The 21,327-nt window shown below is 38.3% G+C and carries 23 protein-coding genes; 9 read left to right on the plus strand and 14 right to left on the minus strand.

Going from position 1 to position 21,327, the window contains the following annotated elements; all coding sequences use genetic code 11:
* Positions 1-2 precede the first annotated feature (2 nt).
* Both ZA06_RS00335 and ZA06_RS00340 read left to right on the plus strand, forming a co-directional pair.
* Complete coding sequence (locus ZA06_RS00335; RefSeq protein WP_053975436.1) at positions 3-1,004, plus strand: AAA family ATPase; 1,002 nt, start codon at positions 3-5, stop codon at positions 1,002-1,004.
* Positions 1,005-1,154: 150 nt separating this feature from the next.
* Entirely contained in the window at positions 1,155-2,339 is a 1,185-nt protein-coding gene (locus ZA06_RS00340) for a DUF58 domain-containing protein (protein ID WP_240472182.1), read from the plus strand.
* Between the two features lie 55 nt (positions 2,340-2,394).
* Here the strand turns inward: ZA06_RS00340 and ZA06_RS00345 are convergent, their stop codons facing one another.
* The gene (locus tag ZA06_RS00345) at positions 2,395-2,874 is read right to left on the minus strand and encodes a Dps family protein (protein WP_053975438.1); all 480 of its coding nucleotides are present in this window, start codon (positions 2,872-2,874) and stop codon (positions 2,395-2,397) included.
* A 106-nt stretch (positions 2,875-2,980) separates the two neighbouring features.
* Between ZA06_RS00345 and ZA06_RS00350 the strand changes: the two genes are divergently transcribed.
* Complete coding sequence (locus ZA06_RS00350) at positions 2,981-3,925, plus strand: hydrogen peroxide-inducible genes activator (protein ID WP_053975439.1); 945 nt, start codon at positions 2,981-2,983, stop codon at positions 3,923-3,925.
* A 33-nt stretch (positions 3,926-3,958) separates the two neighbouring features.
* Here ZA06_RS00350 and ZA06_RS00355 read toward each other — a convergent pair whose 3' ends face one another.
* The 7 genes from ZA06_RS00355 to ZA06_RS00385 form a co-directional block, all read right to left on the minus strand.
* Positions 3,959-4,906, minus strand: coding sequence for a transporter family protein (locus tag ZA06_RS00355; RefSeq protein ID WP_240472183.1), 948 nt, complete (start codon positions 4,904-4,906; stop codon positions 3,959-3,961).
* Complete coding sequence (locus tag ZA06_RS00360) at positions 4,884-5,927, minus strand: cytochrome-c peroxidase (protein ID WP_053975441.1); 1,044 nt, start codon at positions 5,925-5,927, stop codon at positions 4,884-4,886. Before ZA06_RS00360 ends, ZA06_RS00355 begins: the two co-directional genes overlap by 23 nt.
* A 76-nt stretch (positions 5,928-6,003) precedes the next feature.
* A complete protein-coding gene (locus ZA06_RS00365; protein WP_053975442.1) occupies positions 6,004-6,804 on the minus strand; it encodes an MbnP family protein in 801 nt (266 codons plus the stop codon).
* A 73-nt stretch (positions 6,805-6,877) separates the two neighbouring features.
* Entirely contained in the window at positions 6,878-7,204 is a 327-nt protein-coding gene (locus ZA06_RS00370) for a hypothetical protein (RefSeq protein ID WP_053975443.1), read from the minus strand.
* A 139-nt stretch (positions 7,205-7,343) separates the two neighbouring features.
* Entirely contained in the window at positions 7,344-7,541 is a 198-nt protein-coding gene (locus tag ZA06_RS00375) for a hypothetical protein (protein ID WP_053975444.1), read from the minus strand.
* A 167-nt stretch (positions 7,542-7,708) separates the two neighbouring features.
* Positions 7,709-8,509 (minus strand): TIGR00266 family protein, encoded by an 801-nt coding sequence (locus ZA06_RS00380; protein WP_053975445.1) that lies wholly within the window; start codon positions 8,507-8,509, stop codon positions 7,709-7,711.
* A 50-nt stretch (positions 8,510-8,559) separates the two neighbouring features.
* Positions 8,560-9,021, minus strand: a complete 462-nt coding sequence (locus ZA06_RS00385) for a DUF4442 domain-containing protein (RefSeq protein WP_053977001.1) — start codon at positions 9,019-9,021, stop codon at positions 8,560-8,562.
* A gap of 145 nt (positions 9,022-9,166) precedes the next feature.
* Here ZA06_RS00385 and ZA06_RS00390 point away from each other — a divergent pair, with 145 nt between their 5' ends.
* The 6 genes from ZA06_RS00390 (at position 9,167) to ZA06_RS00415 (ending at position 15,479) form a co-directional block, all read left to right on the plus strand.
* Complete coding sequence (locus tag ZA06_RS00390) at positions 9,167-9,613, plus strand: DUF4870 domain-containing protein (RefSeq protein ID WP_053975446.1); 447 nt, start codon at positions 9,167-9,169, stop codon at positions 9,611-9,613.
* 126 nt (positions 9,614-9,739) lie between these two features.
* The gene (locus ZA06_RS00395) at positions 9,740-10,084 is read left to right on the plus strand and encodes a PadR family transcriptional regulator (protein WP_053975447.1); all 345 of its coding nucleotides are present in this window, start codon (positions 9,740-9,742) and stop codon (positions 10,082-10,084) included.
* Positions 10,077-11,855 carry a PspC domain-containing protein gene (locus ZA06_RS00400; protein WP_053975448.1) on the plus strand — a complete coding sequence of 593 codons (1,779 nt, stop codon included), beginning with the start codon at positions 10,077-10,079 and terminating at the stop codon, positions 11,853-11,855. The genes ZA06_RS00395 and ZA06_RS00400 overlap by 8 nt, the downstream gene beginning before the upstream one ends.
* Positions 11,856-11,962: 107 nt before the next feature.
* Entirely contained in the window at positions 11,963-12,688 is a 726-nt protein-coding gene (locus ZA06_RS00405; protein ID WP_053975449.1) for a head GIN domain-containing protein, read from the plus strand.
* 111 nt (positions 12,689-12,799) lie between these two features.
* Positions 12,800-13,639, plus strand: coding sequence for a GIN domain-containing protein (locus ZA06_RS00410; protein ID WP_053975450.1), 840 nt, complete (start codon positions 12,800-12,802; stop codon positions 13,637-13,639).
* A gap of 22 nt (positions 13,640-13,661) precedes the next feature.
* Positions 13,662-15,479 carry a M2 family metallopeptidase gene (locus tag ZA06_RS00415; RefSeq protein ID WP_053975451.1) on the plus strand — a complete coding sequence of 606 codons (1,818 nt, stop codon included), beginning with the start codon at positions 13,662-13,664 and terminating at the stop codon, positions 15,477-15,479.
* A 93-nt stretch (positions 15,480-15,572) separates the two neighbouring features.
* On the opposite strand, the gene ZA06_RS00420 is transcribed toward ZA06_RS00415, so the two are convergent.
* The 6 genes from ZA06_RS00420 to ZA06_RS00445 form a co-directional block, all read right to left on the minus strand.
* Positions 15,573-17,186: a peptide-N-glycosidase F-related protein gene (locus ZA06_RS00420; protein WP_205625689.1), complete on the minus strand. Its 1,614-nt coding sequence runs from the start codon at positions 17,184-17,186 to the stop codon at positions 15,573-15,575.
* A gap of 193 nt (positions 17,187-17,379) precedes the next feature.
* Positions 17,380-18,342 (minus strand): thioredoxin-disulfide reductase, encoded by a 963-nt coding sequence (gene trxB, locus ZA06_RS00425; RefSeq protein ID WP_053975452.1) that lies wholly within the window; start codon positions 18,340-18,342, stop codon positions 17,380-17,382.
* A 184-nt stretch (positions 18,343-18,526) separates the two neighbouring features.
* Positions 18,527-18,724: a DUF6327 family protein gene (locus tag ZA06_RS00430; RefSeq protein ID WP_053975453.1), complete on the minus strand. Its 198-nt coding sequence runs from the start codon at positions 18,722-18,724 to the stop codon at positions 18,527-18,529.
* Positions 18,725-18,729: 5 nt separating this feature from the next.
* Entirely contained in the window at positions 18,730-19,077 is a 348-nt protein-coding gene (locus ZA06_RS00435) for a hypothetical protein (protein WP_053975454.1), read from the minus strand.
* Position 19,078: 1 nt separating this feature from the next.
* Complete coding sequence (locus ZA06_RS00440) at positions 19,079-19,438, minus strand: YtxH domain-containing protein (protein ID WP_053975455.1); 360 nt, start codon at positions 19,436-19,438, stop codon at positions 19,079-19,081.
* Positions 19,439-19,641: 203 nt separating this feature from the next.
* Complete coding sequence (locus ZA06_RS00445) at positions 19,642-21,294, minus strand: sodium:solute symporter (RefSeq protein ID WP_053975456.1); 1,653 nt, start codon at positions 21,292-21,294, stop codon at positions 19,642-19,644.
* Between the last annotated feature and the right edge of the window lie 33 nt (positions 21,295-21,327).

Consider the following 21,327-nt stretch of genomic DNA (forward strand, 5'->3'; position numbering starts at 1 on the left):
ACATGGATGAACAGATAACACCACAACAGGACAATTTGGAATTCAATAACCGTATTCCCCTGGAAGACCTTAAAAATGCCGTAGAACAAATTAAAGCGGAGCTACAAAAAGTCATTGTTGGTCAGGACCAATTTGTAGAATTACTTATCGTAGCCCTTTTGGCTGATGGTCATGCTCTTATTGAAGGAGTTCCCGGAATTGCAAAAACGGTTACAGCAAAACTATTTGCCAAGGTGTTGAAAACAGATTTCAATAGAATTCAGTTCACCCCCGATTTAATGCCGAGTGATGTGTTGGGAACCTCTGTATTGAACATGAAAACCTCCGATTTTGAATTTAAAAAAGGGCCTATTTTTTCAAACATTGTCCTGATAGACGAAATCAACAGAGCCCCAGCCAAAACACAAGCGGCCCTATTTGAAACCATGGAGGAAAGACAGGCGTCCATAGACGGTACCACTTATAAATTTGAAGCCCCTTTTATGGTTTTGGCCACGCAAAACCCAATTGAGCAGGAAGGCACCTATGCCCTTCCCGAGGCACAATTGGACCGTTTTCTATTCAAAATAAAAGTGGATTACCCATCTTTGGAGGAAGAAATTAAAATTTTGGACACCCATCACCAACGTCAGGGAAAACAACCACAAACGTTGATTTCTCCAATCTTGGATGCAGAACAATTGGCTGTATTTAAAGAGAAAACACAAGCCATTTTGGTAGAGGAAAAGATCATAAAATACATTGCTGAATTGGTGTCTAAAACCAGAAATCATCCACATTTATATTTGGGAGGTTCTCCAAGAGCATCCATTGCAATTTTGAATACTGCCAAAGCCTTTGCAGCAATTAGTGGTAGAGATTTTGTTATTCCTGAAGACGTTAAAAAGGCCATTGCTCCAGTATTAAACCACAGAATCATTTTAACTCCAGAACGTGAAATGGAAGGCATGACTACAGAACAGGTCATCGATATGGTTGTACAATCTGTTGAAGTGCCTAGATAAGCCATGAAGTTTATTAAATCCCTGTACATTCACAGTCGCTTTTTTGTCTACATGGCAATTGTCAGTCTATGTTTCTTAGCATCCTTTTGGCTTACTGCTTTATATGCTCTAGCTTGGGCCATGGTTTTGACACTTGGTATTCTGTTTGTCATGGATTTAATATTGCTATATCGCTTTAAAAATGCTATCGAAGGAAGACGTTTGCTACCCGAAAAATTTTCAAATAGCGATGAAAATGAGGTTCCTATTACAATATCCAACAGATATCCTTTTAAAACATTTATCCAGGTGATAGATGAACTTCCTGTGCAATTTCAAAAACGGGATTTTTCATATACATCTATTTTAGCTCCAAACGCTACCCATAATTTCAATTATTCAGTTCGTCCGGTGGAACGCGGTGAATATGTGTTTGCTCAATTGAATGTTTTTGCGTCTACGGCCCTTAAAATTGTTAAACGGAAATATCAATTTCAGAACGAGCAAATGGTAGCAGTCTATCCGTCCTTCATTCAAATGCAGAAATACGACTTTTTGGCTATTGGCAATAAATTGACTGAATTTGGTCTGAAAAAAATAAGACGTATTGGGCATACTTTGGAATTTGAACAAATAAAGGAATATGTTCCCGGTGATGATTTTAGAACCATCAACTGGAAAGCTACCGCCAAAAGGGCCCAATTGATGGCTAATCAATACCAAGACGAAAAATCGCAGCCCATTTACTCCATCATTGATACTGGACGGGTAATGAAAATGCCTTTCAATGAACTGAAACTTTTGGATTACGCTATCAATTCTACTTTAGCTTTTAGCAATGTTGCTTTAAAAAAACATGACAAGGTAGGACTAATGACCTTTTCAAAAAACATTGAAACCCTCTTGCCGGCCAACCAAAAATTGACCTATCTCAACAGGATTTTGGAGACGCTATACAATGTCAACACTCAATTTACCGATAGTGATTATAGCTTGCTTTATGCTCAAATAAAACGAAAAATCACTCATAGAAGTTTACTATTGCTTTATACCAATTTTGAGCATATCAGTGCCTTGAAACGGCAATTGCCTTTTCTTCAGGCTATTTCCAAAACACATATGCTGGTGGTCATTTTCTTTGAAAACACCGAATTGGAATCCCTTATTAACACGGATGCCGAAGATTTACAAAGCATCTACCATAAAACCATTGCGGAGAAATTCTCCTATGAAAAACGTTTAATGGTTAAAGAACTGAACAAACATGGCATCCAAACCATATTGACTGCTCCAGAAAACCTAACCATAAATACCATTAACAAATACCTCGAAATAAAAGCTCGAGGATTATTATAACAAAAAAACCACTGCTTACGCAGTGGTTTCACCAATCATTATCAATTAACACTCATTAGATGCTTTCATCTAACCAAGCCTTCATCATCCAAACGGTTTTTTCCTGTTCTGTAATAAAATCACTCATCATAGAATTGGTTCCTTCGTCACTAGCCTCACCTGCAGCCTCTAAAATCTCTCTTTCAATCTGCAACAATTCCTTTAAGGAATCTACAATCAGGCGGACCGCCTTTTCATCTTGTGAAATATTTTTTCCCACTGGTACTTTGGCACTTTTGGTGTAATCCTCAAATGTATGCAACGGTGTCGCTCCCAAAGTCAAGATACGCTCTGCAATTTCATCCACCTTCACATTGGCATCGGTATACAATTCTTCAAATTTCACGTGTAAATCGAAGAAACGCTTTCCTTTTATGTTCCAGTGAATTCCTCTTAAGTTTTGGTAATATATCTGAAAGTTAGCCAACAGCACATTTAGGTCTTCTGCAATGGCTTTTGTTTGTTTAGTATCTAATCCAATACTGTTAAATGTCATAACGTTTTGATTTTTAGGTTTAATACAAATTTACGGCATAATTAACACATTGCTCCATAAGTTTTATTAATAGTTTTTATATTTTTATAGCTTAAATTAATAACCCATGACCATAACCCAGCTTCACTATGTTTTAGCCATTGCGGAATACAAAAACTTTACCAAAGCCGCAGAAAAATGCTTCGTAACACAACCTACTTTAAGTACCCAAATACAGAAATTGGAGGACGAATTGGATGTGCTCATTTTCGACAGAAGTAAAAAACCAATAGAATTGACGGATGTAGGTCGGAAAATTGTTCAGCAGGCCCGAAATATTGTAAATGAATCAGACCGAATTCAAGATATTGTAGACCAACAAAAAGGCTATGTTGGAGGTGAATTTAGGTTAGGAATCATCCCAACCGTTATGCCTACTTTATTACCTATGTTCCTAAAAACCTTTATCAAAAGGCATCCAAAAGTAAAATTGATTATTGAGGAACTTACTACGGAAGAAATCATAACCCGTATTAGTGAAGGGCATTTGGATGCTGCCATTGCCGCAACCCCATTACAAAATGAGTCAATAAAAGAACGTGTATTGTATTACGAGCCTTTCGTTGCCTACATTCCTGAAAGCCATCGACTTCATGCAAAATCGAAAATTGGCACAGATGACCTTGAAATTGATGACATGCTCCTTTTGGAAGATGGGCATTGCTTTAGGGATGGCGTCATCAACCTCTGTAAAGTATTTAAAAGCCACGTAGACGACAATTTTCAATTGGAAAGCGGTAGTATTGAAACCTTGGTAAAACTCTCAAATGAAGGCCTTGGAATGACTTTATTGCCATATCTGCATACTTTGGAATTAAATGATAAACTCCAATCCAACCTACGTCATTTTGAAGAGCCCTCTCCTGCTCGCGAAGTCAGTATTATTTACCACAAAAGTGAGCTGAAAATGCAAATTATCGAGGCCCTTCAAACCGTGATTTCTGGCATTATTAGAGGCGCCATTGCCTTTCAGAATGTAAAAATTATCAGTCCGCTGCCGGCTTCAAAATAAACAGACAAACCTTTATAAATCATTATATCTCAACTATAGGCTATAGTTGAGATATAATGAATACTGTTGTTGGGAATTCACATCTCCACCAAACAAATCTTGGGCAATCGGTAAGGTATATTTTAATCCCAGTATAAATTTATTCTTTGAAACTTCAGCTCCCAAAGAACCATAAATGATATGGCCATTGGTATCGGCCAATGTTTCTCCATACTGCTCTATGCTTTCGTAAACATCTCCAGACACTCCTAGAAAGGGCCTCAATGTGGTGGTTTTCAAATTCACATCATAAAACACATTTGCAGCACTGCTGAACTGGTTTCCGAACTTATAGTCATTCTCGTTTTCAGTCTTCAGGTAATAAGCTAAACTAGCCCCTACTCCCAAGTTCTTCTTTTTATAACTATACAAAACGGTAGCAACCATATCCCAACTTCCAGTACCAACCTGAAACCCTGGGTTGACTCTATCGGTAAGTTGCTCTTCAAATTCTCCTGTTGGCAATTTCATTCCCAAACCAAAATTCAAGCCATGTCCAGACAGTTCTCTATTAGCAAACACCAAGCTATCCCTTTTCTGCTTTTTATAAAAATTAAGCTGGTACCATCCCATTATATTGATATCTCCCAAACCATGAATATGCTCTGTACGGTCATCAAAATGTCTGTACAAATCCTGAAATGGTACAATCGCACTTACATAAATATTTTTGGACAGTGGAACCCTTCCCCACAATTGATAGGTATGAAACGTTTCTTCACTTTTGGGTGAATTCGAAAAAATGCCATCCCTAGATTCAAAATCTTGATGGATATAGCGTACCCCAACAAAATTGGAAGTACTTAAATCTCCAAAACTGGAGCTCCCACTACTAGTGGTACAACCACATAAATCACAAGCTTGCGAAGCAGTTACAACCCCCAAACACAGAAATAAAGCGGTATAAAACGTCTGTTTTTTAATATTCTGAAAAACGTTCATCAGTCAAAAATTCATTATCGGTTAAAGTTTTCAAAAAGGCAATAAGACTTTCCTTTTCATAAGCATCCAAAGAGATACCATAGGTTTGATCCTCTCTTAATAATATTGGATCTACATTGCCATTTTCTACCATCCCATGGTCATAAAAATCCAACACAGCCTCTAGGGTTTGGAACCTCCCATCATGCATATAAGGATAGGATTTTTCTACATTTCGTAAACTCGGCACCCTAAACTTGTAAAGGTCATTTGGGTCTTCGAAAATGTCAAAACGTCCTTTATCATCCAATTGCGGATTGATGGGCAAACCATTGTCTCGATAGGTTTGATCTGTAAACAAATCGGTGGCATGGCAAGAAGCACATTTGTTTTCAAAAGTTTGCAAGCCATCCAATTCCATAGCAGATAAGGTAACGTCATCTTCATTGCGAACATATTTATCATATTTTGAATTGGAAGACACCATCATCACCATAAACTGTGATAATGCCTTGAGCATATTGGCAGCGTTCACGGCACCATCTTCAAAGGCCCTTTCAAACTGCTGTTGGTAATTAGGGTCGGACTTTAGCTTTTCAACCACATTGCCAATGGTTTCCCCCATTTCCAAATGACTCGTAATAGGAATAATGGGCTGCATATCAAGATGCGTAGCCGCTCCGTCCCACATAAATTCATTTAGAAAGGCCAAATTTTGAATTGGAAGAGAATTACGCAGGCCAATGGCACCATCAACACCATGACTCAAATTATGCCCATGGTGGGTAAAGGCAAAGGCCTGTTCATGGCAAAAAGCACATGGAATGGCATCATTCACCGAAAGCTTTCCTTCGTAAAACAAGGATTTCCCAAGCTCAAAACCTGCTTCGGTAAGTGGATTGTTATCCAAATTATAAGTCAATTCAGGGAAATTGGATGGCGCTTCCAAAGCTAAGGGTACTGGTACATAACCAACTTCCTGATCTTTGGAACAAGACAACACAAACACCTGAAGAAACATTATTACAATGATCTTTTTCATCACAACGTCATATTAAATGATAGTGCACAGGCTGGAACATCCTTTAGAATGCTCCAGACAAACACTAGCTTATTAATTAGTTATTATGAACATGATGTACTTCGAACATGCCAGGAAGATTGTTTGCAATTACAGGCGTTGTTTCAGAACTGGTATGCACCTGACCGTAACCATCGGCAAAATTCACAGAGGTTTCTCCATCAAAAACCTTGGCAAAATCCGCCTTGATATGTACTTCAGGGGAAGCTGTTTCTCTTACTCTTACGGTGTTTGGAAATGACAAGGTTACTTCTCTATAGTTGTCCAATGAAGTCCCCACACTTCCCATATGAATGTTCAAAGGTTCATCCACAAGCTCTCCTGTTGAAAAGGTGCCGTCAAAACGTGTAAATTTATACCCGGTTGCCCAAGACCACATCATTCCTGCCGCTTCGGCTTCTACAAGAAAATCGCCTTGTCCTTCAGCTCCCATCGCAAAACGCTCCTGATCAATCCCAATACCAAAGGTAATTTCAGTATAGTCGGCTGCATCAACATTGTCCAAGGTCACAAAAATCTCACCGGCATTGTTACCGTTGCTCTCATCAATAATAAAAGCGTTGTTTTCCAAAGGGTAGGTAAATGTATTTCCTTCGGCATCCTTTACGCGAATGTTGCTTATGATATATTTAAGGGTTTCCAATTGATAGGATTCTCCGTTGGACTTATTATAGGTCACGCCAAAAATAAAATCTTGGTCACCTACGCCATTGTCGAATTTTAAAGCTAGAGTTCCTGTTTGACCTGTTAAGTCTGTTGTATTATTGTCATCATCAGATGAACATGATATAATTGAGGTGCATAGCAATACTGCAAATGCAAATTTGATAATCTTCATTTGTAAAATTTAATATTGGGGTGCTTTTCATGGCAAGCACCATAAGCCTTGTAAAAAAATTGAATATTAAATTTTAGGCCATTGGAGGCTTGTAGATGGAGTGCTCAACTAGATGGGCATACTGCTTGTTGTAGTAGAATCTGGGTTTCTTCTGAAAGCTAAAATTGTTGCTTTTAAAGATTACTTCAGACTGTTGAACCAAAAACACCGGAAAAAAAGCTTCTGCCAAAAATGTAGCTTCGGTACTATCTTCTGAAGACGTTGAAGTAAGCTGCAATTGTTTTGCTAAATGACATTTACCATTACATTGCAACTGCGGTTTGTCCTTATTGACACAATAAGTTTCAATAATGTAGTCGATATTCAACTCATAATAGCCTATCTGGCCCAAGTAGAACATGGGGCGCAAGGAAAAAGCAAAAAGCAATATGAGAAGAAATATCTTTTTCAGAATGAAATTTTCGGCAAAGATAACTCGCTAATCCTTATTATTCTAAAAAAGAGTCATAAAAAAGGCCACCAATTGGTCGCCTTTTTCTTTATGCTTTTAAATAAATTAAACATTGATTTAGTTCTGGGTTTTGCTGTACAAGTGAATCGATAAAGATTCTAAGTTCGTCAATTTCATATGGTAATAATCTATTGACTGCCTTTTGTACCTCTTTGCAAAACAACGTAGCATCAAAACTCACTTTTTTAAGGATTGTTTTGGTGTACTCAAACATTGCTCTTGCCATGCGTTTGTTAGGTTTTTAGGTTTAAAGTAGATTTATGTATAGGCTCTTTTGTTAGATTTTCCATGTTTTAAATGTAGTAAAAAAACCTTTATGTCTGACCAAAATCTTCAAATTTTAACACGAAAAAACAAACATTAATACAGCTTTAAGAAACTATTATTAAAGCCTTAAAAACGGTTGTCCCCATCCAATAAATCGCCCAAACCGCCAAGAATACTGCCTTCTCCTTTACTTCGTCCTCCTGCCTGAGGCGCATTGGCCAATACCCTTCCCGCAAGTCGGCTGAATGGTAAAGATTGAATGTAAACCGTTCCTGGTCCCTGTAATCTGGCAAAGAACAATCCTTCTCCTCCAAAGATGGAGTTTCTTATACCTCCAACAAATTCAACGTCATAATCTACCTCCTTGGTAAACCCAACAATACACCCTGTGTCAACCTTAAGAACCTCTCCTGGTTGTAGAACTTTTTTGGCCAAAGTTCCTCCGGCGTGAACAAATACCATTCCGTCTCCTTCCAACTTCTGCATGATAAATCCTTCACCACCAAAAAGCCCTCTCCCCAAGCGTTTACTAAATTCTATACCAACACTCACTCCTTTAGCCGCACAAAGAAAAGCATCCTTTTGGCAAATAAACTTCCCTCCAAATTCGGTTAAATCCAAAGGCACAATTTTTCCAGGATAAGGCGATGCAAAAGATACATTTCGCTTTCCGGGTAGGGTATTATAAAACGCTGTCATAAACAGGCTCTCACCTGTTAAAATACGCTTACCAGCTCCCAAAATGGAGTCTAAAAAACCACCGCTCTTTGTAGAGCCATCTCCAAAAATAGTTTCCATCTTCACACCATCATCCATCATCATAAAACTACCGGCTTCGGCTACAACCCCTTCATTGGGATCGAGTTCAATTTCTACAAATTGCATTTCTTCTCCATAAATTCTATAGTCGATTTCGTGTGCTGTCATCTTTTCCTTTTTTAATTAAACATCTATAAGTTGTTCATTTTTACACTTTGTTACAGCCGCTCCTTTAATTTAATGGTCCATTCAAAACTAAATGAAGACACCTCTTCCCCTTCACTATTCACGCCTTTGGCATGCATTACAAAACTTTGCCCCTCCTTAGTAGCAATTGCCTTTTCTATAGCTTCATCCAATTTAAGACCATCCACACATTGGAACATAATTTTGCCCACAGCCTTTTTTGAAAAAGTAGAACTGTTGGAAGCTACCAACATAGAAATTGACTTTCCTGATTCCCTAATTTTAGAAAGTACCAAAGCCCCTGTGGTTAATTCGGCCGCCATTCCCTGAACAGCCCAAAACATGGATCGAAATGGGTTTTGGTTGATCCAACGATGCCTCACCCTAACCTCGCAACGTTCATCATCGATATAGGTAGCACGGACGCCCGTAAAGTAGGCTGCCGGTAATTTGTACATTAAGAAAAGGTTGATTTTTGCTGGAGTAAGCTTCATAATAACGATTAAAATTTCACTAAAAGTATTGAAAATTAAGGAATTGATTATTGTTAATATTTTGTTAATTTTAAGTACTTTGTATTGCATAATACCTTCTTTTGGATATATATTTGCATAAGAAACTATTATATGTTTTAAAACCATGCTAGACAATCACCAAAAAAATATCGCCACATTTATTCATTTATCCACCTTTTCAAGGTTTGTAATTCCCATGGGAAATTTTATCGGGCCTATTGTTTTGTGGATTGCGAACAAGGATAAATCGGAGTTTGTAGACCAACACGGCAAACAGGCCATCAATTTTCAAATTAGCATTTTATTATATGCCTTGATTATTGGAACCCTTACCGTTCCCTTTTTCGTTTTTAAATTGCTTCATGGCATAGACTTTATAGATTTTCACGGGTTGCACGATTTCCATATCAATATTGGCAAACCTTCACCACTTTTATATATAGGTGGTGGATTGGGAGTTTTGGCCTTTATAGGATTTATCCTGGAATTGGTTTTCATCATAAAAGCCAGTCTTAAGGCTAGAGATGGCGAACCGTTCCACTACCCTTTTACAATAAATTTCATCAAATAATCAATCAAAAAATGAACAGTTTAACTTTTAATTGCCCAGGACCATGACACGAACAGTATCAGGAAGTTTCCACCAAAAAATTAACCCAATGGACCTGTTGGCTCCATTGAAAAACAGCATTGACACATGAAAATAGAAAACACAAAAGCACAGATGCGCAAAGGTGTCCTTGAATACTGCATACTCTCCATTCTAAAAGATGACGATGCTTATGTTGCAGAAATTTTGGATACACTAAAAGACGCAAAAATGCTTGTGGTAGAAGGCACCATATACCCCCTACTAACAAGATTAAAGAATGCCGGGCTTCTCAATTACCGTTGGGAAGAATCCACCTCTGGACCTCCAAGAAAATATTACGGACTTACCGAAACCGGAAAGCTGTTTTTAAAAGAACTAAATACCACTTGGAGTGAATTGCAACACGCCGTAAACCTAGTAACAAGCCAAAAAAACAAACAAAATGAATAAAACAGTCAACATAAATTTAGCAGGTATATTTTTTCATATCGATGAAGATGCATACTTAAAACTGCAACGCTATCTTGAGGCTATCAAACGTTCATTTACCGACTCCCAAGGTCGCTCAGAAATCATTGCAGACATTGAAGCCCGCATTGCGGAACTGTTCAACGAACGTGTACAGCACGATAAACAAGTAATTGGCAACAAGGAAGTAGAGGAAGTCATCGCCATCATGGGGCAACCAGAGGATTATCTTGTGGATGACGAGATTTTTGAGGACGAACCAAAAACAAGCTACCAAAGCAAGTCTAGAACTTCAAAAAAACTGTATCGCGATACCGACAACTCTTATATAGGAGGTGTGTCTTCCGGTTTGGGACACTACTTAGGAGTGGATGCCATCTGGATTCGTTTGTTGTGGATTTTATTGGCTTTGGGCTCAGGAGGTACTTTCGTGTTCATCTATATCCTGTTTTGGGTATTGGTCCCGGAGGCCGTGACCACTGCTGAGAAACTCACAATGACCGGAGAGCCTGTAAACATCAGCAACATTGAAAAAAAAATTAAAGACGGGTTTGAAAATGTCTCCCAAACGGTATCGGACACCGTAAAAAGTATCGATTTGCCCAAACAGGGCAACAGAATCAAATCGACATCCAAATCGTTCTTTGATACCATTGGGGACATTATCATGTTCTTCCTTAAAATATTTGCCAAGTTTATTGGCATCATTTTAATCATTTTTGGAGCGATTTTGCTTTTTGGGCTTATCATCAGCTTGTTCTCTCTTGGAGGCTCTAGTTTCTACAGCCCTTGGTGGATGGATTACCCTGAAGCATTAAACACCACTGGACTGCCATTATGGGTAGGCTCGGTGCTATTGTTCCTGTTGTTTGGGATCCCGTTGTTTTTCATTTTCTATTTAGGATTGAAAATATTGATCAACAATCTTAAGTCCATAGGAAATGTGGCCAAATTCACCTTATTAGGATTGTGGTTATTGTCTCTAGTAAGCATCATTGTCATTGGAATTACTGAAGCATCTCATTTTGCTTTGGAAAATTCAGTCACTCAAACCGAAACCTTAGATCTTTCTAAAAAGGACACCTTGTCCATTAAAATGGTGTCCAGCGAATTTGATAAGTACAGATATGGTATGCACAGAGAAGGTGGCTTTGAAATCAAGTATAACAATGAAGACCAAAAGGTGATTTTCTCAAAGAATGTGATGCTTAACATTCGTTCTACCTCAGACAGTATGGCCTATTTGCAAATTGTAAAAGAAGCCAAGGGTAGCGACTATATTGAAGCTAGGGAAACGGCCGAGAAAATAGATTATGAGTTTGAGCTCAAAAACAACCAGTTATTGCTGAGCAACTATTTGCATACGGATTATAAAAACAAATTTTCCGATCAAAACGTTACCGTGATCCTGTATTTACCAGAAGGTATGGTGTTCAATTTACATGGCAATACGCGATCCTACTTAAGACACAATAGGAACAGTGACAATATTGCAACTTATGACGACACCTCTCACACTTTAAAAGTAATGGAAGACAACACCATTTGTTTGGATTGTGACGATAATGAGTTCAAAGTAAAAGTGAATGTCAATGATGAAAATTCAGGCCTTAACATTGATGAAGAAGGAGTTCGCTTTAAAAAGGACAGTGTTCAAATTGAAATTAACGACCAAGGACTGAAGGCTAAAAAAGAAGATGTAAAGGTCAACATTTCAGATGAGGGCATTGAAATTACCTCAGACGACAACTAAGCTACAGTTCATCATTAAAAATCGACAACCCATACGTTTATAAAACCATTCATCAACAACAAATCATACATTTACACAAGCAATTATCAATCAAAAAACAATCAGTTATGACAACCTTATCCAAAATTATTATTGCAGCCCTGTTGGGAGCTCTAGCAAGCTCCTGCAACCTGGATTTTAAAATTTCTGGGATAAAGGGCAATGGAAACGTAACTACTGAACAACGCCAGGTAACCGGCGAGTATACAGAAATAAAAATCAGTAGAGGACTTGATGTCTACCTAACACAAAGTGACACACCTAGCATTTCGGTGGAAGCCGATGAAAATCTTCAAGACGTTATAGTAACGGAAGTTGATGGAGATGTCTTGAAGATTTACGCTAACCAAAACATTTCCAGTTCAGCCTCTAAAAAGGTGATGGTGAATTTTGACAAAGTATCCAGAATCAAAGCCACTAGCGGCAGCGATGTGCATGGCACCAATACCATTGAAGGCGATCATTTTGTATTGGAAACTTCCAGCGGTAGCGACATGGAGTTGGACATACAGGCCAAATCCATCGATTGTAGTTCTTCCAGCGGAAGCGAATTGGACCTATCCGGAAGTACTACCGATTTTATTGCATCCGCCAGCAGCGGTAGCGATATTGATGCCGAAAACCTAAGCACCGAATCTTCGCACGTCAAAGCATCCAGTGGTGCAGGAATCAAGGTAAACACTTCCAAGGAACTCATTGCAACGGCCACCAGTGGCGGCGATGTAACCTACTATGGCAATCCAGAAAAGATAGAAAAAAGCGATAACGTTTCGGGAAGTATCAAAAAGCACTAGACAGCACAATAAACACCAACAAGCCAATCATTTTGAAAACCATTTCAAGCTCATTTTAGAGTTTGGGATGGTTTTTGTATATATTTGCTTAACGAACCTTAAATAAACCTAATGAGCAAAATCCTTTTAACGTTATGTATCGGCATAGGTTTTATTCTAACGGCCTCTGGCCAAAGCGACGATAAAATAAAAGGTGACAGGAATGTAACCATCAAGCAAACCTACATTGATGCATTCAACAAAATTATAGTTGGCGAGGACTTTTCAGTAGAAATCATCTATAACTCAAAGCCCTCCGTAGAAATTGAAACCGACGATAACCTACACGAAATCATTCTTTTTGAAGTAAAGGACAGCACCTTGGTCTTCAGCTCTTCAAAAAAAATTACCTCCTCCAAGAAAATGCACATTACGGTCAATTATAGTCATGACCTGAAATATATTGAAGTGAAGGACGATGGCGAAGTAAGGTCTCTCACTTCTTTGGAATTAAAAAATACCTCTCTAAAAACCTCTGGTTCTGCCCGTGCCTATCTCAACATTAATGCAACTAATTTTGAGTTTTCAAGCCATGACAAATCCAAGGTGAAATTGAATGTTTCTGCAGATAGCTCCAAGATTATCTTAAACGACAACAGCAAAACCGAAGCCTTGATCAACAGCAAATATGTAAAATTGGACATGTACCAACGTGCAGATGCCAATATTGAAGGGGCTTCAAAATCCTGCTTGATTCGCACTGATAACTCGTCAAGTTTTGAAGGAAAAGAGTTTACGGTTAAAACCTGTAATCTGGTAAGCGACCTCAGCAGTTATGTGGCCATTGGAGTTGAAGAAAATGTAACTATAGACGCCGCCGGAAATTCTGAAATATACCTGTACCACGAACCGCAAATAACCATCAACAAATTTACGGGAACGGCCAAACTTCAAAAAAAAGAAACTAATTAAATTCTATAATTATACTACACAAATGAGAAAATTAACCCCTTTAGTTTTTCTTCTGCTTGCAATGTTTGCTTGTAAAGAAGAAGACAAAAAACAAGAGGCGTCTTCTAATGTCAAAGAGGAAGCTCAAGCCTTTTTGGATGACTATTCCAAAACCTACAAAAAATTGTACTATGATTCTTCCAAAGCAGAATGGGCTGCCAATACACACATTGTAGCAGGTGACAGCACCAACGCTTACAACGTACAAAAAGCCAATGAAGCTTACGCTAAATTCACAGGAAGCACGGAAGTTATTGAAAAAACAAAACAGTTTTTAGAGCATAAGGACGAATTGGACATCGTGCAGGTACGCCAATTGAACACCATTCTTTACGGTGCAGGAAACAACCCTGAAACTGTTTCGGATATTGTATCCAAAAGAATTGCTGCTCAAAATGCACAAAGTGAAACCCTTTATGGTTTCGATTTTCAAGTGGATGGAAAATCAATAACTACTGGAGATATAGATAAAGTTTTAAGAGAATCTTCGAACGAAACCGAGCGTCTTAAAAACTGGGAAGCCTCAAAAGCAGTTGGAAAAGATCTAAAAGACGGCTTGGAAAACTTACGTCAATTGCGCAACCAAACGGTACAGGCTTTAGGTTATGACGATTACTTTAGTTACCAAGTTTCTGAATACGGAATGAACCGCCAGGAAATGCTTGCCGAAATGAACAAAATGGTGAAAGAGGTTTGGCCTCTATACCGCGAACTCCATACTTGGGCACGTTACGAATTGGCTAAAAAATATAATGCCGAAGTACCTGAGTACATTCCTGCCCACTGGTTGCCTAACCGTTGGGGACAAGACTGGAGTCCATTGGTAAATGTTGAAGGGTTGGATATTGACGCTGCCTTGGCTGACAAAGATCCTGAGTGGATTGTAAAAGAAGGAGAAAACTTTTATGTGAGCATTGGTTTCGATCCACTTCCAGCGAGTTTCTACGAAAAATCAAGCATGTACCCACTACCTGCCGATGCTGATTACAAAAAGAATAACCACGCTTCTGCATGGCACATGGATCTTGAAAATGATTTGCGTTGTTTGATGAGTGTAGAGCCTACAGCAGATTACTATGAGACCATTCACCATGAATTGGGACATATTTACTACTACCAAGCCTATACCAATCCAAATGTACCACCATTATTACGCGCTGGAGCCAATAGAGGGTACCACGAAGCCATTGGAAGTTTATTAGGATTGGCTGCAATGCAAAAGCCTTTCTTGGCCAGTAAAGGTCTAGTTGACGAAAGTGTACAAATTGACGAGACTCAAAACCTATTGAAAGAAGCCTTGAACTATGTTGTGTTTTTACCATTCTCTGCAGGAGTAATGAGTGAGTTTGAAAACGCTTTGTATGCAGAAAACTTACCAAAAGACCAATACAATGCAAAATGGTGGGAATTGGCTAAAAAATACCAAGGTATGGTACCTCCATCAGAAAGAGGAGAAGAATTCTGTGATGCTGCTTCAAAAACACACATCAATGATGATGCAGCTCAATATTATGACTATGCCATCTCCTACATTTTATTGTTCCAATTCCACGATCACATTGCTAAAAACATCTTACACCAAGATCCACATGCTACCAACTACTTTGGAAGCAAGGACGTAGGGACTTTCTTAAGAGGAGTATTGGAAACTGGAGCTAACAATGATTGGAGAGAGCTTTTAAAATCAAGTGTAGGAAGCGAAATGAGCGCGAAACCTATGCTGGATTACTTTGCGCCTTTAATGGACTATTTAAAAGAACAAAACAAAGGAAGAACTTATACGTTACCTGAAACAATATAAGTTCTTAAACAAATAGATATAAAAAATCCGAAGCAGTTACGCTTCGGATTTTTTTATTGTAGTTTTTGTAGTTTTAGTTGTAGTTTATGCTTTCTAATTGATATCCCCTTGTATGTAAACCGATACCGGGATATAACCTTTTCCGTCAACAAATTCTGCGTCCGGAACTTCAATTTTAAATGAGTGTGTCCCTTGAGAAACTTCTCCCAATTCATAACTTCTAATAGGAATAACATCTCCAGGACACCAGTTGTTCCAAGACGTCCATTGAGCTTCTGTTCTTGGTGAACTACCATAAATTCCGTTACCTTGAGTGTTATATTGACGATAAGGCTCACAAGATTTACCTCCAGGCTTATACATATCTAATTGGGTATTGTCAAAATATATAAAATGCTCTCTTCTCACATACTCTTCACCCCCAGAATTAGCTCCGTGATTGGAAGTTATCACATGTATTTTGGCATTGCTTAAATTTTCTTCAACATCGAAGGTAAATGTCTTGGTAGTTTCTCCTATAACATCTGTTCCATTGGAGTTATAGTTATTCACACGCACACTAGAAGCAATTGGCTCTAAATGTTGTGCCACATGCTCATAGGTTTTATCACTAGAAATAAACTTTAAAGTTCCTAAGAAGGTATCAATTCTTCCCGTACATCCTGACACTTCTTTTTGAGCCGCAGAAGAGACACCGAACACATATAATTCAATCCAAAAATCATAAGTACTACTGATTACTGGGTCATTGAATAACAAGGCTAAATTGCCAACTTCAAATTCGTAAGGCACTTCTGTAGGCTGATAATTTTTATTCATGAATGGTGTGATAAAACGTCCTATTTCGATGCGCTCTTCTACAATATCTGTACTAAATTCCGAACCACTAGGCACCAAATTTAAATACACACCACCAATTCTATCATAGTTATCACACAAAGCACCAATAGTTACTTGCATAGTTAACTCATCACTAAATAACTCAATCGCTTCAGCACTTAATTTAGTTATATTTGAAGCATTACTTTTTCGAATAACTCCCGCAGGTACCGGCTCACTTACAGTTCCTTGGTAACCATCATAAAATACCACCTCATCAAAAACAGTTACTTCGGTTGACTGATACGTTACTTCCAAAGCCAACAGCTCAGTTTCCAAAAGCGTTCCTTCATGCATATAGGTAGCCTTTACTTCATAAGTACCTATTTCTTCAGGAGTATATTCGTTAAAGGAAATTTCTTCTCCATTAATATAGTAAGTGGCCTCAGATGTTACATCAGTACCATTGTTTCCTTTTACACCAAAAGTGAAAGTATCCCCAATTTCAATGCTTTCAGCTTCCGCAGTAATTTCGATAGAAGTTAAAAGCATTTCTGTTACGGCGAAAGTAACAGTATTACTGGTAAGATTAGAACCGTTTAAAGCAAAGGTTGCCCTAGCAGTGTACTGTCCCTCCGCTTCCGGAGTAAATACATTTGATTGTAAAATAGTATTGTTCACCAAATATGTGGCATTCCCCGTCACGTTTTGGTTTTCATGGGTCATTACTTCAAAAGTAATGCTTTCTCCTAAAGGAATAGATTCTGCATTGGTAGATAAGGTAATTGCTGGACTTTCTGATTTCGTGCCATCATCATCGCTACAGGAAAGTGTTATAAAAAACACTGCTAAAAAACTAGCTAAAAGTAATTTTGAATATTGCTTCATAATTATAATTAGGGTTAATAAAGCCGCTAATTTAGAAAATAATACTTAAGCCCAAAGTTTTAACATGCCTTTAACCTATAATTAATTAAGAATTGCAAAATTTTAAATATGTCCTAATCAAATTCAAAATTCGACAAAAAAAAAAATCCGAAGTACAGACTTCGGATTTTATATTATTGAAGAAAAAATTTCTTTATGCTTCTACAGGCGCTTCTTTGGCTGCCAAATAACGTTCAGCATCTAAGGCCGCCATACATCCAGTACCCGCAGCTGTAATAGCCTGTCTGTAGACGTGATCTGCAGCGTCTCCACTAACAAATACACCCTCAACATTGGTTTTTGAAGTACCAGGTTTGTTGATAATATACCCTGTTTTATCCAAATCTAAATACTCCTTAAAAATATCTGTATTCGGTTTATGACCAATGGCCACAAAGAAGCCGGTAGCAGGAATGGTTTTAACTTCTCCTGTAACATTGTCTTTAACTTTTACACCCGTTACTACTTGTCCGTCCCCCAATACTTCCTCTGTTTCTGTATTGAATAGAATCTCAATATTCTTGGTATTTTTAACCCTATTGGCCATGATTTTTGAAGCGCGGAATACATCTCTTCTTACCAACATCGTTACTTTTGAACACAATTTTGATAGATAGTGAGCTTCTTCACAAGCCGAATCTCCTGCGCCTACAATCACTACCTCTTGATTTCTATAAAAGAAACCATCACAAACGGCACAGGCAGAAACCCCGCCTCCAAGCTTCAAATATTTTTGTTCAGAAACCAATCCCAAATATTTTGCAGAGGCTCCTGTAGAGATAATTACAGAATCACAGTGGATTTCCTTATGGTCATTTACCCAAACTCTGTGTACATCTCCAGAAAAATCAACTCTGGTAACCCAACCATCTCTAATATCGGTTCCAAAACGGCCCGCTTGCTTTTGAAGCTCCATCATCATTTCTGGCCCTGTGATTCCTTCTGGATACCCAGGAAAGTTCTCTACTTCATTGGTGGTGGTTAACTGCCCCCCTGGTTGGGTTCCTTGGTACAATACCGGTGCCATGTTAGCTCTAGCTGCATATATAGCTGCAGTATATCCTGCAGGTCCCGAACCTATGATAAGGCATTTTACTTTTTCAATTGTATCTGACATAATTTCTCTGATTTAATCTTAACAAAAGTAGAACTTTTACACAAAAACTTACATGGAAGTTATTAAAAGTTATTATACATCAATAGGAGACGTTTATTGGTCACTATAAACCACAAAAAACCCCGAAACATCCTTGCTTTACAAAATGTTCGGGGTAGATTTGTTTCAGAACTATTTGAGCTGTTTAAAACAACTTTTTAAACAATAAATAAGCACCATATTTTCCTACGGAATTTAACACTAACTGCATCCAATTGGAAGGTCGCAAATCTTCCTTCAAGCCACCTTTAACGCCTTTCAGTTCTTCCAAAGCAATCTTCCGTTCCAAATCCAACCGCTTTAAGTCGTGCTCTATTTCTGCAAACGAACTATACTTTTTCATAAAAATCAATTAAAGAATTTATGTGACATGGTCTGTATCACTTTTTTGTTGATAAGATGTCTAAGCAGGTACACCAAAAGGGCCAATAGCAAAAAGAAACCGCCAACTATGGTAGTGGACAAAGCATAGTCGTCCAAGACTCTCCCTAAGGCGATGGCAGCGGCAATGGCAAAAAAGAAAAAACCAATCAATATAAAACTGCCTATTAAAAGGGCCTTGCCCAATAAGCTCATAGAAATGGTGAGCTGTTCAAAGACCTTTAACTTGGCATATTCCTTGGATTTGATCAAAAATACTTCGCCCGAATCTACGGCTTTGGATGATGCTTCATTTAATGACTCAAACAAATTCATACTAGGCTTTTTGATATTTCTTGTTTTGAGCTTTTAGGTCCGCCAATTTTTTCTCCAAAACAGAGATAACGTCCTCCGCTTTTACACTGGCTTCTTTCACCAAGCTTTCCAAATTAGAACCAAGCGAGTCCTTATCATGGCTCATAAAACTTGAAACCTTATCTTTTAAATCGTGTGCCTTAGAACTGGCTTTATCCTTTAAATCATGTGCGGTACTGTTAAACTTGTCTGCTGCCGACATGGCTTCATCCGCGATGCGTTGTCTTGTAACACTACCCTTTTCTGGTGCAAAAAGAATTCCTAAAGTAGCGCCAACCGCGGTTCCTACCAAAAGTCCGAAAATTGAATTACTGTTGCTCATAATACTATTTTTTTTATGGATTAATATTTTCAGTGCTTGCTACTAATCGAATGGAAACTTCAAAATAAACATTTTGTAGTTCACTCACTAAAATTAACGCTAAAAGCTTAATTAACAATGACTAAACAAAATTATTTTTGTGAATTTCAAAAAAAATGGCCAATCAAAATTGATTGGCCATTTTATAGTAAGGTTCAGAAAAATTAACTCGTAAAATACGATAGAATAGCGACCACAATGACAACTAAAAGTACCGAAAGTACTATGTCGATTGTAGCATAACTACCTTTTGAAGCAGCTTTATCTTCAGCTGTCAAGGTTCCAAAAGAAAGACCACTGATTTTCTCATAATTTGGAGCCCCAGTAGCCAAACTAACAGTGACACATAAAATCACTGAGAAAATAAACATGAAGATAGCCATATGGGCAAAATTGATGGAGGCAAAACTAAACATAATGCTATCTACCGTTTCCCCGGAAGCAATTTGTGGCTGATAATAAATTTCAGATCCCAAACGTAAAATCAACAACACCAATCCCGTCATTAAAGTTGTAATGGCCGCTTGGGAATTGACACGTTTCCAGATAATCCCCAAAAGGAATACCGCAGTTACAGGAGGCGCAATATACGACTGTACATTTTGAAGATATTGGTACATCACACCACCTCCAATTTTTTCCATAATAGGAATCCAGATAATCCCCAATATTACAATAAAACCGGTAGCTACTTTACCAATGGTAAGCAATTCACGTTCGCTTTTTTGTGGTTTCAACTTCTTGTAAATATCAATAGTGAAAATCGTCGAGCAAGAATTGAACACTGATGCCAACGAACTCATAAGCGCTGCCATCAATCCTCCTGCAACCAAACCTTTCAATCCAACTGGCAACAAGGTTTTCACCAACATTGGAAATGCTCTATCCGCTTTCTCTACCCCGAACATTTCTGGGTTTTGAATGGTCAAAGCAAAAGCGATGATACCGGGAATCAAGAAAATCAAGATAGGCAACAACTTTAAATACGCTCCAAAAATGGCGCCTCTTCTACCTATTTTAATATTATGGGCTGCCAAGGTACGCTGCACGATATATTGATCGGTACACCAATACCAAACCCCTACAACGGTCCCTCCAAATAACATTCCTGTCCAAGGAAAATCGGGGTCAGTTATTGGACGCCACATGTTGAAATGATCTGGGCTCACCGCCGTAACAGTTTCCCTCAATTGCGACCACCCGCCTACTTCCTGCATTCCTAAATAGGTAATGATCATCGATCCCAAAATAAGGATAACCGTTTGAAGCGTTTCCGTATAAATTACGGCCTTCATCCCTCCCACTACGGTATAAATTCCAGTGAAAATGACGATGCCAATAGCGCCATACCAAAAAGGGATTCCCAACAATTCAGAAACCACAATTCCTCCGGCGTAAATGGTTACAGACACCTTAGTCAAAACATAAGCCAACAATGAAAAAACCGACAAGAACCATCTAGAGCGACTATCAAATCGTTTTTCCAAAAATTCGGGCATGGTAAAAGCACCACTCCTAATGTAAAATGGTAAAAACAACCATCCCAAAAGCAGTACAATCCAAGCATGCAATTCATAATGCGCCATTGGAGTGCCCGATTCAAAACCCGTCCCCGCTAATCCAACAACGTGCTCCGACCCGATATTTGAAGCAAAAATAGAGGCTCCAATAACGAACCAGCCCACATTACGGCCTGCCAAAAAGTAATCTTCTGTGTTTTTATTCTTTTGAAGTACAACCCATACCGCCACGGCAATAAGGGCCAAAAAATAGAGTCCCAAAACCCACCAGTCGGCGGTTTGCAAAACTGTTTCCATAAATAGTAGTTTAGTTATTAGGTATTATAATTT

It is taken from the genome of Mangrovimonas xylaniphaga (assembly GCF_001280435.1).
Lineage (GTDB): Bacteria > Bacteroidota > Bacteroidia > Flavobacteriales > Flavobacteriaceae > Mangrovimonas_A > Mangrovimonas_A xylaniphaga.